14 protein-coding genes and 1 pseudogene are annotated in these 15,904 nt (G+C 64.4%); 14 read left to right on the top strand and 1 reads right to left on the bottom strand.

Annotated elements, in window-relative coordinates:
• Positions 1-71: 71 nt before the first annotated feature.
• From ABIB95_RS03660 to ABIB95_RS03715, 12 genes and pseudogenes are all read left to right on the top strand, one after another.
• A complete protein-coding gene (locus ABIB95_RS03660; RefSeq protein WP_071914934.1) occupies positions 72-1,385 on the top strand; it encodes an ABC transporter substrate-binding protein in 1,314 nt (437 codons plus the stop codon).
• 67 nt (positions 1,386-1,452) lie between these two features.
• Entirely contained in the window at positions 1,453-2,400 is a 948-nt protein-coding gene (locus tag ABIB95_RS03665; RefSeq protein ID WP_063983847.1) for a carbohydrate ABC transporter permease, read from the top strand.
• A 2-nt stretch (positions 2,401-2,402) separates the two neighbouring features.
• Entirely contained in the window at positions 2,403-3,278 is an 876-nt protein-coding gene (locus tag ABIB95_RS03670) for a carbohydrate ABC transporter permease (protein WP_014495982.1), read from the top strand.
• A gap of 79 nt (positions 3,279-3,357) precedes the next feature.
• The gene (gene denD, locus ABIB95_RS03675) at positions 3,358-4,344 is read left to right on the top strand and encodes a D-erythronate dehydrogenase (RefSeq protein WP_014495981.1); all 987 of its coding nucleotides are present in this window, start codon (positions 3,358-3,360) and stop codon (positions 4,342-4,344) included.
• Between the two features lie 29 nt (positions 4,345-4,373).
• Positions 4,374-5,360: a sugar kinase gene (locus ABIB95_RS03680; RefSeq protein ID WP_085402020.1), complete on the top strand. Its 987-nt coding sequence runs from the start codon at positions 4,374-4,376 to the stop codon at positions 5,358-5,360.
• Positions 5,361-5,373: 13 nt separating this feature from the next.
• Positions 5,374-6,024: a bifunctional 4-hydroxy-2-oxoglutarate aldolase/2-dehydro-3-deoxy-phosphogluconate aldolase gene (gene eda / locus ABIB95_RS03685; protein ID WP_028146563.1), complete on the top strand. Its 651-nt coding sequence runs from the start codon at positions 5,374-5,376 to the stop codon at positions 6,022-6,024.
• Positions 6,025-6,081: 57 nt separating this feature from the next.
• On the top strand, positions 6,082-7,251 hold the full coding sequence (locus ABIB95_RS03690; RefSeq protein WP_063983845.1) for an acetyl-CoA acetyltransferase: 1,170 nt from the start codon (positions 6,082-6,084) through the stop codon (positions 7,249-7,251).
• 123 nt (positions 7,252-7,374) lie between these two features.
• On the top strand, positions 7,375-7,581 hold the full coding sequence (locus ABIB95_RS03695) for a hypothetical protein (protein ID WP_014495977.1): 207 nt from the start codon (positions 7,375-7,377) through the stop codon (positions 7,579-7,581).
• Between the two features lie 121 nt (positions 7,582-7,702).
• On the top strand, positions 7,703-8,905 hold the full coding sequence (locus tag ABIB95_RS03700; protein WP_354237939.1) for a CaiB/BaiF CoA transferase family protein: 1,203 nt from the start codon (positions 7,703-7,705) through the stop codon (positions 8,903-8,905).
• A gap of 124 nt (positions 8,906-9,029) precedes the next feature.
• The gene (locus ABIB95_RS03705; RefSeq protein ID WP_354237940.1) at positions 9,030-10,022 is read left to right on the top strand and encodes an OmpA family protein; all 993 of its coding nucleotides are present in this window, start codon (positions 9,030-9,032) and stop codon (positions 10,020-10,022) included.
• 37 nt (positions 10,023-10,059) lie between these two features.
• A pseudogene (locus ABIB95_RS03710) lies at positions 10,060-11,196 on the top strand (thiolase family protein).
• Positions 11,193-11,552 carry a Zn-ribbon domain-containing OB-fold protein gene (locus ABIB95_RS03715; protein ID WP_354237941.1) on the top strand — a complete coding sequence of 120 codons (360 nt, stop codon included), beginning with the start codon at positions 11,193-11,195 and terminating at the stop codon, positions 11,550-11,552. Before ABIB95_RS03710 ends, ABIB95_RS03715 begins: the two are co-directional and overlap by 4 nt.
• 448 nt (positions 11,553-12,000) lie before the next feature.
• On the opposite strand, the gene ABIB95_RS03720 is transcribed toward ABIB95_RS03715, so the two are convergent.
• Positions 12,001-12,756 carry a FadR/GntR family transcriptional regulator gene (locus ABIB95_RS03720; RefSeq protein ID WP_208086263.1) on the bottom strand — a complete coding sequence of 252 codons (756 nt, stop codon included), beginning with the start codon at positions 12,754-12,756 and terminating at the stop codon, positions 12,001-12,003.
• Positions 12,757-12,868: 112 nt separating this feature from the next.
• On the opposite strand from ABIB95_RS03720, the gene ABIB95_RS03725 reads away from it, so the two are divergent.
• Positions 12,869-14,275 carry an aspartate aminotransferase family protein gene (locus tag ABIB95_RS03725; RefSeq protein WP_354237942.1) on the top strand — a complete coding sequence of 469 codons (1,407 nt, stop codon included), beginning with the start codon at positions 12,869-12,871 and terminating at the stop codon, positions 14,273-14,275.
• A gap of 20 nt (positions 14,276-14,295) precedes the next feature.
• Complete coding sequence (locus ABIB95_RS03730) at positions 14,296-15,900, top strand: ABC transporter substrate-binding protein (protein ID WP_354237943.1); 1,605 nt, start codon at positions 14,296-14,298, stop codon at positions 15,898-15,900.
• Positions 15,901-15,904 lie beyond the last annotated feature (4 nt).

Raw genomic sequence — 15,904 nt, forward strand, 5'->3', positions numbered from 1 at the left:
CGCGCCGAAGGATTGCCCAACGACTGTTCAAGAACGACCCAAATACAAATATAAAATTCAGGGAGAGAACGATGAGCAATTTCGACAGGCGAAGTGTGCTTAAGGCCGGCCTGGGCGGCGCAGCGTTGCTGGCCGGCCCGGGCATCGTGCCGGTGCGCGCCGCGGAGTGGACCAACACGCCCGAACCGAACGCGTCCATCCGCGTCTTGCGCTGGAAGCAGTTCATCCAGGCCGAGTTCGACAAGTTCGCCGAGCAGACCAAGAAGTTCTCCGAGAAGACCGGCGTCAAGATCAAGCTCGAGGCCGAGAGCTGGGAAGACATCCGCCCCAAGGCCGCGGTGGCCGCCAATGTCGGCGCCGGCCCCGACCTCATCATCGGCACGCTCGACGATCCCCACAAATTCCCGGAAAAGCTGATCGACATGACCGATGTCGCCGACTATCTCGGCGCGCAGTATGGTGGCTGGTATCCGGTTGCCGAACGTTACGGCAAGAAGGGCAACAGCTGGATCGCCATTCCGCAGGGTGCAACCGGCGGCTGCCTTAACTACCGCATCAGCCACGTGAAGGCTGCGGGCTTCGAGGAATTCCCCAAGGACACCGCCGGCTTCCTCAAGCTCTGCCAGGCGTTGAAGAAGAACAACACGCCGGCCGGCTTCGCGCTTGGCCATGCCACGGGCGATGCCAACGGCTGGTGCCAGTGGGCGCTCTGGGCGTTCGGCGGCAAGGTCGTCAACGACAAGAACGAGGTCGTGATCGACTCGCCGGAGACGATCGCCGCGCTCGAATACGTCAAGCAGCTCTACGAGACCTTCATCCCGGGCGTGCTGTCGTGGAATGACTCGAACAACAACAAGGCGTTCCTGAACGGCGAACTCAGCCTGACGCTGAACGGCATCTCGATCTGGACCGTCGGCAAGAACTCCACCGATGCGAAGCAGCAGGAGATCGCCAAGGACATGAACCACGCGCCGATGCCGATCGGCCCCGTGGGCGTGTCGACCGAGCAGCAGAACGTGCTGGTCTACTACGGCTACAAGCACTCGAAGTATCCCAAGGCGGTCAAGGAATTCATCAAGTTCATGATGGACAAGGAGAACTACGACGCCTGGGAGGTCGCTTCCAACGGCTACGTGTCGCCGCCGCTGCCGGCCTACAACGACAACCCGGTGTGGACGTCGGATCCGAAGATCACCCCGTACCGCGACTGCCTGAAGCGCTGCCGCGACAACGGCTTTGCCGGCGATCTCGGCTATGCCTCCGCCGCGGTGATGGGCGACTTCGTCGTCGTCGACATGTTCGCGGAAGCAGCCTCCGGCTCGGCGACGCCGAAGCAGGCGGCGGCGCGCGCCGCCGAGCGCGCCAAGCGCTACTACCAGGTCTGATCAACGCCAATCCGCGCGGCGTCCGGTTCGCCGGACGCCGTGACTTTTCTCCCGAGGGGAATCCGACATGGCAGTCATGGCCGAGTCCGCTGTCGCGCAGGTCAAGCGCGCCAGCCTCTGGACCAGAGCATTCGAGAGCCGGAATTGGCTCGGCGCGATGTTCATGGTGCCGGCGATCGCGATCCTCATCCTGTTTCTGGCTTATCCGCTGGCGCTGGGCTTCTGGCTCGGCATGACCGACACCAAGATCGGCGGGGCCGGGCGCTATATCGGCTTTGCGAACTTCGTCTCGCTCTCCAAGGATTCGGTGTTCTGGCTCTCGGTCTTCAACACCATCTTCTATACGTTCACCGCGAGCATCGTGAAATTCGCCATCGGCCTTTACCTCGCGCTGCTGCTCAACGAGCGGCTGCCGTTCAAGTCGATGATCCGTGCCATCGTGCTGCTGCCTTTCGTGGTGCCGACGGTGCTGTCCGCGATCGCGTTCTGGTGGATCTATGACAGCCAGTTCTCGATCATCTCCTGGGTGCTGATCAAGGCCGGCCTGATCACGCGCTACATCGACTTCCTCGGCGATCCCTGGAACGCGCGCTTGTCGGTCGTCGCCGCCAATATCTGGCGCGGCGTGCCCTTTGTGGCGATCACGCTGCTGGCGGGATTGCAGACGATTTCGCCCTCGCTCTACGAGGCCGCCAATCTCGATGGCGCCACCAACATGCAGCGCTTCCGCCACATCACGCTGCCGATGCTGTCGCCGATCATCGCGGTCGTGATGACATTCTCGGTGCTGATGACGTTCACCGACTTCCAGCTGATCTACACCATCACGCGGGGCGGGCCGATCAATGCCACGCATCTGATGGCGACGCTTTCGTTCCAGCGCGCCATCACCGGCGGCAATCTCGGGGAGGGCGCAGCGATCTCGAACGCGATGATCCCATTCCTGGTCGCAGCGATCCTGCTCAGCTTCTTCGGGCTTCAGCGCTCCCGCTGGCAGCAGGGCGGGAGGGACTGACCATGAGCACCGCAGACGACCAAAGCGTCGGAATGGATTATCTCGAGAGCTTCCCGCGGAAGTTCTTGCGGGTCTACTTTCCGCTCGGCCTGATCATCTTCTTCCTGCTGTTCCCGTTCTATTGGATGGCGGTCGCGACGTTCAAGCCGGACGCGGAGATGTACGATTACGAGAAGTACAATCCGTTCTGGATCGTGAATCCGACCATCGAGCACATCAAGAAGCTGTTGGTCGAAACCGACTATCCGCTCTGGATGTGGAACACCGTGATCGTCTCGGTGTCCTCCACCTTCATCTCGCTGTTCGCCAGCGTCTGCGCCGCCTATGCGATCGAACGTCTCCGCTACAAGGGCTCGCGCTATGTGGGGCTAGCGATCTTCCTCGGCTATCTCGTGCCGCCCTCGATCCTGTTCATTCCGCTGGCGGCGATCGTGTTCCAGCTCGGCCTGTTCGATGGCAATCTGGCGCTGATCCTGACCTATCCGACCTTCCTGATCCCGTTCTGCACCTGGCTCCTGATGGGCTATTTCCGCACCATTCCCTACGAGCTCGAGGAATGCGCGCTGATCGACGGTGCGACGCGGCTCCAGATCCTGGTCAAGATCACGCTGCCGCTGTCGCTCCCGGGGGTAATCTCGGCCGGCATCTTCGCCTTCACGTTGTCCTGGAATGAGTTCATCTACGCGCTGACCTTCATCTCCTCGTCGGAGAACAAGACGATTCCCGTCGGCGCCATCACCGAGCTTGTCAGCGGCGACGTCTACCATTGGGGCGCGCTGATGGCGGCGGCCCTGATCGGCTCGGTCCCCGTAGTTATCCTTTATTCCTTCTTCGTGGAGTACTATGTGTCGGCGATGACCGGCGCCGTGAAGGAATGATCGCGGGGCCTGCCTTGAGAGCGTGCCAGGAGAACGTGTCAGGAGCGGCGCGCTCCGGCCAATAAGAAGGAGTAGGCTCTTGCACATTCTGGTTCTGGGCGCCGCCGGCATGGTCGGCCGTAAATTGTGTGAACGGCTGTTGCGCGACGGCCGGCTCGGCAAGAGCGACATCACCAAGCTGACCATGCACGACGTGGTCGAGCCCAAAAAGCCGGAAAAGGCTGGTTTCCCCGTCGAGACCGTGTCAGGCGATTTCGCCGTGCCGGGCGCTGCCGAAAAGCTGATCGCCGGCCGCCCCGACGTGATCTTCCATCTCGCCGCGATCGTCTCCGGCGAAGCCGAACTTGATTTCGACAAGGGCTACCGCATCAATCTCGACGGCACGCGGATGCTGCTCGATGCCGTCAGACTCGTCGGCGGCGGCTACAAGCCGCGCGTGGTCTTCACCTCGTCGATCGCGGTGTTCGGCGCGCCGTTCCCGGATGCGATCGGCGACGAGTTCTTCCACACCCCGCTGCTCAGCTACGGCACCCAGAAGGCGATCGGTGAATTGCTGCTCGCCGACTATTCGCGCCGTGGCTTCCTCGACGGCATCGGCATTCGTCTGCCGACCATCTGCATTCGGCCCGGCCTGCCCAACAAGGCGGCATCGGGCTTCTTCTCCAACATCCTGCGCGAGCCGCTGGCCGGCAAGGAAGCGGTGCTCCCGGTCTCCGAGGACGTCCGCCACTGGCACGCCACGCCGCGCTCCGCCGTCGGCTTCCTGCTCCATGCCGGCACCATGGATCTCGCCAAGGTCGGCCCGCGCCGCAACCTGACGATGCCCGGCTTCTCGGCCACCGTCGGCGAACAGATCGCTGCGCTCAAGCGGGTGGCCGGCGATAAGGTCGCCGCGCGCATCAAGCACGAGCTGGATCCGTTCATCGTCGGCATCGTCGGCGGCTGGCCGCGCAATTTCGAGGCGAAGCGGGCGCGCGAGCTCGGCTTCACCACCGAAGAAAAGACTTTTGACGACATCATCCGCATTCACATCGAAGACGAGCTCGGCGGCAACTTCGTCGCCTGATCGAACCGATGAACAGCGTGGATATGACGATGGCGAGCGTTGCTTGCATCGGTGAATGCATGGTCGAGCTCCGGCAGGCCCAGGGTGGACAGTCCGCTGGACAGTCCAGCGGGCATGGCCAGGGCGGCGGCCTGTATTCGCGCGGCTTCGGTGGCGACACCCTCAACACGGCGGTGTATCTGGCGCGGCTCGAGGTCAAGGTCGACTATCTCACCGCGCTCGGCGATGATGCCCTGAGCGACGAGATGATCGCGGCCTGGAATGCGGAGGGCGTCGGGACCCGCCGCGTCTCCCGGCTGCCGGGCAAGCTGCCTGGCCTCTACATGATCCAGACGGATGCGAAGGGCGAGCGCCAGTTCTTCCACTGGCGCGACAGTGCGGCGGCGCGCCAATTGATGAGCCTGCCGGAGACGGACGAACTGCTCAACTCGCTGATGAGCTACGACATCGTCTATCTCTCCGCGATTACGCTCTCGATCTACGATGCGGCCGGGCGCGAGCGCCTGTTCGCGGCGATCAAGCGGGCGCGCCTGCTCGGTACCCGCTTCGTGTTCGACACCAATTTCCGCGCGCGGGGATGGCCGGACCGCGATGTCGCCCGCGAGGTCTTTGCCACGGCGTTTGCGACCGCCGACATCGTGCTGACCTCGACCGAGGATCTGCTCGCGCTCTATCCCGGCGAAAGCCACGAGCAGTTGATGGCGCGCATTCCCACGCCCGAGCTGGTGTTCCGTCTCGCCGAGCCCGTCAGCCTGTTGCGCTTTCCCGGCGGCACCAGCGAAGTCCGCGCCGAGCCCATGACAAACCCGGTCGTCGACACCACAGCGGCGGGCGACAGCTTTGCCGCGGCCTATATCGCGGCCCGGCTCGGCGGCTCCGATCCGGTCGAGGCGGCCCAGGCCGGGCACCGCCTCGCCAGCCTCGTGATCTGCTATGCCGGCGCCATCATTCCGGGCTATGCCATGCCGCCGAAGAAGCGGCACCGGCCGGCGACCACGCGTCAAGCGACCAAGTGAAACGAAAGCCAAGATGACCACGACTGCCCAACAGAACCATCTCGTCGCGCTGTTCAAGGCCGCGACCGTCATTCCTGTCCTCACCATCGAGCGCATCCAGGATGCCGTGCCGCTGGCGAAAGCGCTGGTTGCCGGCGGCGTCCGCACGCTGGAGGTGACCATGCGCACCCCCGTCGCGATCGAGGCGGCGAGGGCGATGATGGCCGAGGTGCCCGAGGCGGTCGTCGGCATCGGCACGATCCTCAAACCGGCCGATTTCGTCCGCGTCGAGAAGCTCGGCGTCGCGTTCGGCATCAGCCCGGGCCTGACCCCCGATCTCCTGAAGGTCGCCGCCGACAGCTCCTTGCCGTTTGCCCCAGGCATCGCCACCGCGTCCGAACTGATGCTGGCGCTGTCCTACGGCCTCGACGTCGCAAAATTCTTCCCGGCCGAGCAGGCCGGCGGCATCAAGGGCCTGCGCGCGCTGGGCGGCCCGTTCCCGAACGTGCGGTTTTGCCCGACCGGCGGTGTGGGCGAGGCCAATGCGGCAACCTGGCTTGCCGAGCCCAACGTGGTCGCGGTCGGCGGTTCCTGGCTATGCCCGACGGCGGAGATCAAGGCCGGGAACTGGGCCGGCATAACTGCCATCTGCCAGCGCACCCTCAAGGCCCTGAAAGCCACGTGAAGTCTTGCGGTTGGTGGGCTAAGACTTAGGTCAGTAAGAGACCCCAGGGAGATGACCATGACCGCCAGCATCGTCGGATGGGCGCATACGCCGTTCGGCAAGTTCGACACCGAGACCGTCGAAAGCCTCGTCACCCGCGTGGCCAATGAGGCGATGGCCGATGCCGGCATTTCCGCGTCCGACGTCGATGAGATCGTGCTCGGCCATTTCAACGCCGGTTTCTCGCCGCAGGATTTTACCGCCTCGCTGGTGCTCCAGGCCGACCCGAAGCTGCGCTTCAAGCCGACGACCCGCGTCGAGAACGCCTGCGCCACCGGCTCCGCCGCGGTCCATCAGGGCCTGCGTGCGATCGACGCAGGCGCGGCCAGGATCGTGCTCGTCGTCGGCGTCGAGCAGATGACCCGCACCCCGGGTCCGGAGATCGGCAAGAACCTGCTCAAGGCGTCCTATCTGCCGGAAGACGGCGACACCGTCGGCGGCTTCGCCGGCGTGTTCGGCAAGATCGCCAGCTCCTATTTCCAGAAATACGGCGACCAGTCCGATGCGCTGGCGCTGATCGCGGCCAAGAACCACAAGAACGGCGTCGCCAACCCCTTCGCCCAGATGCGCAAGGATTTTGGCTTCGAGTTCTGCCGCGCCGAGAGCGAGAAGAACCCCTACGTCGCGGGTCCCCTGAAGCGTACCGACTGCTCGCTGGTCTCCGACGGCGCCGCGGCGCTGGTGCTGGCCGATGCCGAGACCGCCAAGGGCATGAGCAAGTCGATCGGCTTCCGCGCCACCGCGCACGCCCAGGACTTCCTGCCGATGTCCAAGCGCGACATCCTCCAGTTCGAGGGCTGCACGGTCGCCTGGCAGCGCGCGCTGGAGAAGGCGGGCGTTGCGCTCACCGATCTCTCCTTCGTCGAGACCCATGACTGCTTCACCGTCGCCGAGCTGATCGAGTACGAAGCGATGGGCCTGACGCCGAAGGGGCAGGGTGCCCGCGCCATCAAGGAAGGCTGGACCCTCAAGGACGGCAAGCTGCCGGTCAATCCGTCCGGCGGCCTGAAGGCCAAGGGCCACCCGATCGGCGCCACCGGCGTCTCCATGCACGTGATGACCGCGATGCAGCTCGCTGGCCAGGCGCCCGAGGGCATGCAGCTCAAGAACGCCAAGCTTGGCGGCATCTTCAACATGGGCGGCGCAGCGGTGGCGAATTACGTTTCCGTGCTGGAGCCGCTGAAGTAAGGTCTCGTAGGGTGGGCAAAGGCGCGTTTGCGCCGTGCCCACCTTTTTGTTGCGCTAGATCATGGTGGGCACGCTACGCTTTGCCCATCCTGCGGCTCTTCATTGATTGGCAGGGAATGCATCATGGGCAATGATTACGAAGACTCGCTGTCGATAGACGCACTCAACGATCGTATCGCGATCCTCGAGGACAATATCCGGCAGCTCATCGAGCAGGCCGCGGCCGCCTCCGGCGAGCAGAACGAGTCGCGGATCGCCGACCGGATCAACCAGCAGAACGATGAGCTCGACCGTCTCATCAAGATCCGCGAATCCCGCCAGAAGAAATAGCGGCCGCATCGGCCTGCGCATGCGGCCATACCCCGGCCGCCCTTGCGCGCGCGGCGTCGCTGCCCTTAGCTGGACCGAAATCGCAGGGCCAGGTTGAGCCCACGCAATCGGGAGCGAACGGATGGGGCCGCTGAAGGGCATCAAGGTCGTGGATATGACCACCGTGCTGATGGGTCCCTATGCGACCCAGATGCTCGGCGATTACGGTGCCGACGTGATCAAGGTGGAACCGCTCGACGGCGACGTCACCCGCCTGATCGGTCCGATGCGCCATGCCGGCATGGGCCCGGTGTTCCTCAACACCAACCGCAGCAAGCGCTCGATCTGTCTCGATCTGAAGAAGCCCGCCGGCCGAGAGGCCGTGCTGCGGCTGCTGAAGGACGCTGACGTTCTCGTCTACAATGTCCGCCCGCAGGCGATGGCGCGGCTTCAGCTCGGCTACGACGTCGTCGCCGCAATCAACCCGCGCCTCGTCTATGCCGGGGTGTTCGGCTTTGGTCAGGACGGGCCCTATGCAGCAAAGCCCGCCTATGACGATTTGATCCAGGGTGCGACGGCGCTCCCCGCCTTGATGGCGCAGACCGGTGACGGCGTGCCGCGCTACGTGCCCAACGCGCTGGTCGACCGCATCGTCGGTCTCACTGCGGTCGGCGCGATCTGCGCCAGCCTCGTGCATCGGGATCGCACCGGACGCGGCCAGCGCGTCGACATCCCGATGTTCGAGACCATGGCCGGGTTCGTCATGGGCGACCACATGGGCGGGCTCACCTACGAGCCGCCGCTCGACAAGGGCGGCTATGCCCGCCACCTCTCGCGCGACCGCCGGCCCTACAAGACCTCGGACGGCTATCTCAGCGTCATCGTCTACAACGACAAGCAGTGGGAGAATTTCTTCAAGGCAACGAGCCGCGACGATCTGCGCGCCGATCCCAAATTCGCGACCTTCGCCGGCCGTGCCGCCAATATCGACGTCGTCTATGCCGAGCTCGCGCGCATTTTCGAGACCCGCACCACGGCCGAGTGGATCGATTTGCTGACCAAGGCCGACGTGCCTGTGATGCCGATGCACGACCTCGCGTCCATCCTGCACGACGAGCATCTGGAAGCCACCGGCTTCTTCCCGGTCGTGAACCATCCGACCGAAGGCCCGATCCGCAGCATGAAGGTGACGGCGACCTGGTCAGAGACCGAGGCGGAGCCGGTGCGGCTCGCGCCGCGGCTGAACGAGCACGGCGCGGAGATTCTGCGCGAGGTCGGCTACTCCCCGGACGAAATCGCCGCCATGGTGCGCGACGGTGTCACCGGGGCTATTGCCGGCCAGTAGGGATTGGCTATGTCGATTCGTGCTCTGCGGCGGCGCAGTCGTGAAAATGTATCCATTGTTGGACAAGATCTCTGGGCCTGGATCAAGCTCCCGTCGCTCCCCGAACTCGTAAACGGACCTTCTCATGATCGTCTTCACCCGTCTGCTCATGATTGCGTGCAGCATCGTGCTCGCGCCTGCCGTCGCTCGTGCTGCGATGCCGGCCGATGCGCCCGATGCCCGCGACCACGCGCTGATCAGTCGCTATGCCGGCTCCTGGCTGGTGGCGCAGGACGCCCAGGGCTTCGATCAGGTCGGGATGCCGCGCGGGAGCCAGAATGGCGAGGTCGTGAAAGTCGAGGGCCGTGTGACTCGCTTGTTCTACCTTGCACCGGCCGGCAAATCGGCGCTGGAAGTTCAGCGCAACTACGAGCAGGCGTTGGAGCGCGCTGGCGCGGCCAGGCAGGATAGCTGCGCCGAGGACTGCGGGGCGCGCGACTTCGGCCAGCTTCGCAGGCTTCTGGCTAATCCGTCGCTGCCAAAGGCCCAGCTTGAAGGGTGGACCCCCATCACCTTGCTCCAGCAATGGCAGGAGCCCGGGACCGAACGGTACTGGTACGGGACCGTGAACGCATCCGGTGCAATGCTGCATGTCGCGATTGTCACGGCCAAGCCGGGAACGGTTGCGCTGTCCGGCAAGTACGTGGCCACCATCGTGGAGATCGTCGAGGCCAAGGCGATGGAGTCCGACAAGGTGGTGGTGGACGTGAAGGCCCTGACGAAGGGCTTGCAGGCCGAGGGCAAGGTGGCGCTGTACGGCCTGTACTTCGATACGGGCAAATCCGTCATCAAGCCGGAGTCGAAAGCTCAACTCGACCAGATGGCACAGTTGCTCCAATCCGATGGATCTCTCAAGGTCCATATTGTCGGGCACACCGACAACCAGGGCGCGCTGGACGCCAATCTGGCCCTGTCGAAAGCACGGGCGCAAACGGTCGTGGATGCCCTGGCGACGACGTACAAGGTTGACCCGAAGCGGCTGTCGGCGGCCGGCGTCGCCAGCTATGCGCCGCTCGGTAACAACGTAACCGACACGGGCCGTGCGCGGAACCGCCGGGTAGAGATGGTGTTGCAGTAGCGCGCCGCTACCAGATCGCAGGAGCACGAAAGTCACCATGAGCTTCATCACCGGCGTCGGCCTCACGCCCTACGGCAAGCACGAAGGCTCATCCTCGCTCGACCTGATGAGCCGGGCCGCGCAAGCCGCGCTCGACGATGCCGGGCTGAAGCGTTCGGACATCGACGGCATCCTCTGCGGCTACTCCACCGTGTCGCCGCACATCATGCTGGCGACCGTCTTCGCCGAGCATTTTGGCATCCGCCCGTCTTACGCGCATGCCGTGCAGGTCGGCGGCGCGACGGGCCTTGCTATGACCATGCTGGCCCATCACCTCGTCGAGGCGGGCGTCGCGCGCAACGTCCTCGTCGTCGCCGGCGAGAACCGGCTCACCGGGCAGAGCCGCGACGCTTCGATCCAGGCTTTGGCGCAGGTGGGTCATCCCGACTACGAGGTGCCGCTCGGCCCGACCATTCCCGCCTATTACGGCCTGGTCGCCACGCGCTACATGCACGAATACGGCGTGACGGAAGAGGACCTCGCCGAATTCGCGGTGCTGATGCGCGCGCATGCCTGCACCCATCCCGGCGCGCAATTCCACGATCCCATCACGGTCGCCGATGTCATGGCGTCGAAGCCGGTGGCAATGCCGCTCAAGCTGCTGGACTGCTGCCCGGTGTCGGACGGCGGCGCGGCCTTCGTCATCAGCCGTGAGCGGACCGGCTAGGCCGGCGTGCGCATCCGCGGCTGCGCCCAGGCGCATACCCATCAGCACGTGACGGCCGCGCCAGCACTCAGCGAGCTCGGTGCTGAAATCTCCATCGCCCGCGCCAAGGAGGCCACCGGCCTTGCGATCTCCGACGTGCGCTACGCCGCGATCTACGACAGCTTTACGATCACGCTCGCCATGCTGCTGGAAGACCTCGGCCTCGCCGGCCGCGGCGAGGCGGCTGCGCGCGTGCGATCAGGTCATTTCAGCCGCGACGGCGCGATGCCGCTCAACACCCATGGCGGCCTGCTCAGCTATGGCCATTGCGGCGTCGGCGGCGCCATGGCGCATCTGGTCGAGGCGCATTTGCAGATGACGGGGCGGGCGGCTAGCCGCCAGGTGCGCGACGCATCGATCGCGCTGCTGCACGGCGACGGCGGCGTGCTGTCGTCCCATGTGAGCATGTTTCTGGAGCGCGTGCGATGAGCGAACGAATCGCGGACTGGACCAAGGGTGAGCAGGCCATCACCTTTCAGACCTGCGGCGCATGCGGCCATGTGCAGTATTTCCATCGCGCCTTCTGCGCGGCCTGCGGCGCGCCCGATCCGCGAGATGCGCGCGCGAGCGGCAAGGGCAGGGTCTACGCGACCTCGCTGGTCTGCCGCGCCGCCACGCCCGAGACCCGGGCGCACGTGCCCTACAACATCCTGCTGGTCGATTGCGCCGAGGGATTTCGCATGATGGCGCACGGCGAGACGAATCTAGCTATCGGCGATGAGGTCACTGCGAGCTTCCCGACGTTCGCCGGCAAGCTCGTGCCGTTTTTCAGCAAAGGGAAATAGTAGGATTCGTCATTCGGGGGCGGTCCGAGGGACCGAGCCTGGAACGGGATTCTGGGCCTGGCTTGTGCGAGAGCCACCCCGGAATGACGAAAACACTCTACGCAACTCTTTCGCTAACGCCCGTAGAACAAGATGCTGGCGATGACTAGCATCGCCGTCACCGCCAGCATATGCGCGAGCGCTCCCGAGGCCGCCCCCTTGGTGGCTTCCTTCATGCCTATTCTCCCTAGACTTGGGCGTGACTCATCGTTGCGCGCACTGCGCACCCGACGGTCAATTGTTTTTACTCGGAACACCCCTTGCGAGTATTCACCGTGATTTGTCCCCACACGGCGAATATCGACTGTGCCAAGGTCGATCAGCAATGCGGCGGCATTTTGACTCGATGATGTTGCTGTTGCGGTAGCGCAGCACAGGGTTTGCGGCAACTTTCTTCAACCGCGACAAATCATCGGATTTTCCCGCGAGAATTCGCGGGTTTCTTTGTGGCCATCGATTTGGCCTTCGAAGCCTCCATCAGCGCATCCCTGATGTTGGTGAGGTGACGCGTCATGGCGTGGCTCGCCTTGCGTGGGTTCCTCGCTTGAACCGCTTCGAAGATGGCCTCGTGATCCCTGCGCCACATGGGCCGGTAGTCCTCCATCTGCATGTGGTTGTGAATCTCCTGCCAGATGCCGGACTCGGTCTGTGCGCGCCACAGCGAGTCGCTGATCGAAACCAGCGCGCCGTTCCCGGTCGCCTCGGCCAGCACCATGTGGAAGCGGTGGTCCGACGTGTCGGCCTCGCGTCCCTGCGCATGTTCCCAGCGCATCATCGCGAGCGCTTCGGCGAGCTGCGCGAAGGCGGCCTCGGAGCCGCGCTGCGCCGCGATCGCCGCGATCTGCGGTTCGATCAGCTGGCGCGCCTCCAGGTTCTCGAATGGCCCAAAACCTTCGAGCACGTGCACGTCAGGTGCCTCCTGACGACTGATCACATAGACGCCGCTGTTACTGCGCACCTTCAGCATGCCGGCCATTGCCAGCGACAGGATGGCCTCGCGCACCGTCGGCCTCGACACGCCAAACGTCTTCGCGAGATCGCGCTCTGCCGGCAGGCGCTGGCCGATCCGGTAACTCGCCTGGATCATCGCAGCAATGCGCCGGGCAACGATCTCGAAGCTGCGTTCAGGCTTGGACGGGGGATCGTGCAACATCTTCGTGCTCATCAGTCCTTTTTTTGAGTTTGACAAGCTGCCGCTCGAAAGCCAAGCTGGTCAGACCAATTTGGACTGACCAGTTTCGCGCGACCGGGGTTGGGAATACTCTGTCGGTGGGACGATGGAGGCTGCGCGCGTGTTCGACAGCAAGCCGAATTCAGCCGAGGCGCGTGACATCGCGTTCCATCTGCACTCGCAGACCAACCCTCAGCGACATGCAGAAATCGGACCGCTGATCATGGCGCGCGGCGAGGGCGTCCATGTCTTTGACGCGAACGGCAAGCGTTATCTGGAAGCGATGGCCGGGCTCTGGTGTACCTCGCTCGGCTTTTCCGAGACGCGCCTGAAAGCGGCAGCAGCGGCCGCCTACGACAAATTCGGCTTCTATCACAGCTTCAATCACAAGACGCCGGACAACACGATCGACCTCGCCGAGAAGCTGGTCGAGATCTCGCCGATCCCGGATGCTCAAGCATATTTCGCAACGTCAGGCTCGGAAGCCACCGAGACGATGGTGAAGCTCGCCTGGGTGTATCACGCGGTTCGCGGCAAGCCCGGAAAGCGCAAGATCATCGCCCGCGATCGCGGGTTCCACGGCTCGACGATCGTTGCTGCTTCGATGTGCGGTCTGCCCCGCATGCACCGCGAATTCGGTCTTCCGCTCGATGGCTTCCTGCATACGCATTGCCCGGACGCCTATCGCGGCACCAGACCAGGCGAAAGCGAGGCGGCGTTTGTCGACCGGCTCGCAGCCGATCTCGAAGCAATGATCATGGCCGAGGGACCCGATACGATCGCAGCCTTCATCGCCGAGCCGATCAACGCCGGCGGCGGCATCGTCGTGCCGCCGAAGGGATATTTCGCTGAGATCGAGGCCGTGCTGCGCCGTCACGACATCCTGGTGCTTGGTGACGAGGTGGTCTGCGGCTTCGGCCGCACCGGCAACTGGTTCGGCTGCCAGACGGTCGGCATGAAGCCGGACATGGTGGCGCTCGCCAAGGGCATCACCTCGTCCTATTTCCCGATGTCGGCCGTGTTGCTGGGCCGTCCGATCCGGGACGCGCTCAGCGAGATGAACAAGGGCGGCGAGCTGTTCGGCCACGGTTTCACCAATTCCGGGCACCCGGTTGGCGCGGCGATCGCGCTCGAAACGCTGAAGATATATCACGAGATGGATGTGGTGCCGCACGTCCGCCGCATGGGCTCGAGGCTCCGCGCCGGACTGGAGCAGATCGCGCGGGATTCGCGCATCGTCGGCCAGGTGAGGGGCGAGGGACTGATGATCGGGGTCGAGCTGGTCGCGGACCCCGCGACGCGGCAGGCCTTCGATCCCGCGCTGAAGGTCGGCGCGATGTTCGATGCGCTCGCAATCGAGAATGGCCTGATCATCCGCGCGATGGGCGACACGATCGGGTTCTGCCCGCCGCTGATCATCGACGAAGCCGGAGTTGACGAGGCGCTCGACCTGTTCGCGCGGACCTTGCTCAGCGCCGAGGCCAAGCTTGCCGAGACACGTCCATCTGCGTAACCCCTTGAGGAGACCATAGCATGCGCCGTCGAGACCTGCTCCGATCCACACTGGGCGCCGGTCTCGGCGTCGCCCTGGGCTCGAGTCTTGCGATGCCGCGGCTGGCCCGCGCGCAAGGTTCGCGCGTGCTGCGCTTCGTGCCGCAGGCCGATGCGGCCATCCTCGATCCGATGATCACGACCGGCCTCGTCAACCGCAACCACGGCTTTCTGATCTGGGACACGCTCTACGGCGTGGATGAGAAATTCCAGGTTCAGCCGCAGATGGTCGCCGGCCATACCGTCGAGAACGACGGCAAGCTCTGGATGATGACGTTGCGCGACGGCTTGAAATTCCACGACGGAGAGCCCGTACGCGGGCGCGATGTGGTGGCGAGCCTGAAACGTTGGGCCGCGCGCGATGCCTTCGGCAATTCGCTCTTCAATTTGGTGGACGAACTCTCGGCGCCTGATGACAAGACCGTGCGCTGGCGTCTGAAGTCACCGTTTCCGCTGTTGCCGGAAGCGCTCGGCAAGGTCGGTGCCATCATCGCCTTCATCATGCCGGAACGTCTTGCGCAGACCGATAGCGTCACGCCGGTCAAGGAGCTGATCGGTTCCGGTCCGTTCAAATTCCAGGCCGATCAGCACGTGCCCGGCGCGCGCCTGGTGTATACGCGTTTCGATGGCTATGTGCCGCGCCCCGAGGGGACGCCGAGCCTGCTCGCCGGTCCGAAGATCGCGCATTTCGACCGGGTCGAGTGGCAGGTCATCCCGGACCCCGCGACGGCCGCGGCTGCGCTTCAGCAGGGCGAGATCGACTGGTGGGATCAGCCCATCGTCGACCTGTTGCCGAAGCTGAAGGGCAACAAGACGCTGACCGTCGAACTGCTCGACCCCATCGGCAATGTCGGCGTGCTGCGCTTCAACCATACGCAGCCGCCGTTCGACAACCCGGCCATCCGCCGCGCGGTGCTCTCCGCCATCAGCCAGAAGGAATTCATGTCCGCGGTTGCGGGCGACGACACCAGTCTCTGGCGCGACAGGGTCGGCTTCTTCGCGCCCGGCGGCATCATGGCGAACGATGCCGGCATGGACGCGCTGAACGGCCCCCGGGATATCGCCGCGGCGGCCAAAGCCATCAAGGACGCCGGCTACAAAGGCGAGAAAGTGCTGCTGATGGCGCCGGGCGATTTCCCTGTCATCGGGCAGATGAGCGAAGTCGCAGCCGATCTGTTCCGCAAGCTCGGTTTCAATGTCGACTACGCGGCGATGGACTGGGGCTCGATGCTGCGGCGCATGGGCAACCGCGAGACACCGGACAAGGGCGGATATAGCGCCTTCTGCACTTACTCTGCGGGCGTCACGCAGCTGAACCCCTCGGCGCATAACTTCATCCGCGGCAGCGGTGACAAGGCGACCTTCGGCTGGGCAAAGAGCGAGAAGCTGGAGCAGCTCCGGGATGCCTGGTTCGCCGCGCCCGATGCCGCCACGCAGACGAAGATTGGCGTCGAGATGCAGCAGCAGTGCTTCATCGATGTTCCCTATGTTCCGCTTGGTGTCTTCTATCAGCCGACGGCTTACAAGAAGAGCCTGACGGGCATGCTCAAGGGCCTGCCGTTGTTCTGGAACGTGCGCGGCGCCTGAAGAG

Origin of the sequence: Bradyrhizobium sp. LA2.1 (assembly GCF_040547725.1) — a bacterium.
Lineage (GTDB): Bacteria > Pseudomonadota > Alphaproteobacteria > Rhizobiales > Xanthobacteraceae > Bradyrhizobium > Bradyrhizobium barranii.

Excerpts from the sequence above, each read along its gene's own strand:
- ABIB95_RS03715 (WP_354237941.1), top strand. The coding sequence starts at position 11,193 with ATGAGCGAACGAATCGCGGACTGGACCAAGGGTGAGCAGGCCATCACC.
- ABIB95_RS03700 (WP_354237939.1), top strand. The coding sequence starts at position 7,703 with ATGGGGCCGCTGAAGGGCATCAAGGTCGTGGATATGACCACCGTGCTG.
- ABIB95_RS03725 (WP_354237942.1), top strand. The coding sequence starts at position 12,869 with ATGGAGGCTGCGCGCGTGTTCGACAGCAAGCCGAATTCAGCCGAGGCG.
- ABIB95_RS03670 (WP_014495982.1), top strand. The coding sequence starts at position 2,403 with ATGAGCACCGCAGACGACCAAAGCGTCGGAATGGATTATCTCGAGAGC.
- ABIB95_RS03705 (WP_354237940.1), top strand. The coding sequence starts at position 9,030 with ATGATCGTCTTCACCCGTCTGCTCATGATTGCGTGCAGCATCGTGCTC.
- ABIB95_RS03695 (WP_014495977.1), top strand. The coding sequence starts at position 7,375 with ATGGGCAATGATTACGAAGACTCGCTGTCGATAGACGCACTCAACGAT.
- eda (WP_028146563.1), top strand. The coding sequence starts at position 5,374 with ATGACCACGACTGCCCAACAGAACCATCTCGTCGCGCTGTTCAAGGCC.
- ABIB95_RS03680 (WP_085402020.1), top strand. The coding sequence starts at position 4,374 with ATGGCGAGCGTTGCTTGCATCGGTGAATGCATGGTCGAGCTCCGGCAG.
- ABIB95_RS03660 (WP_071914934.1), top strand. The coding sequence starts at position 72 with ATGAGCAATTTCGACAGGCGAAGTGTGCTTAAGGCCGGCCTGGGCGGC.
- ABIB95_RS03690 (WP_063983845.1), top strand. The coding sequence starts at position 6,082 with ATGACCGCCAGCATCGTCGGATGGGCGCATACGCCGTTCGGCAAGTTC.
- ABIB95_RS03730 (WP_354237943.1), top strand. The coding sequence starts at position 14,296 with ATGCGCCGTCGAGACCTGCTCCGATCCACACTGGGCGCCGGTCTCGGC.
- ABIB95_RS03720 (WP_208086263.1), bottom strand. The coding sequence starts at position 12,756 with ATGAGCACGAAGATGTTGCACGATCCCCCGTCCAAGCCTGAACGCAGC.
- ABIB95_RS03665 (WP_063983847.1), top strand. The coding sequence starts at position 1,453 with ATGGCAGTCATGGCCGAGTCCGCTGTCGCGCAGGTCAAGCGCGCCAGC.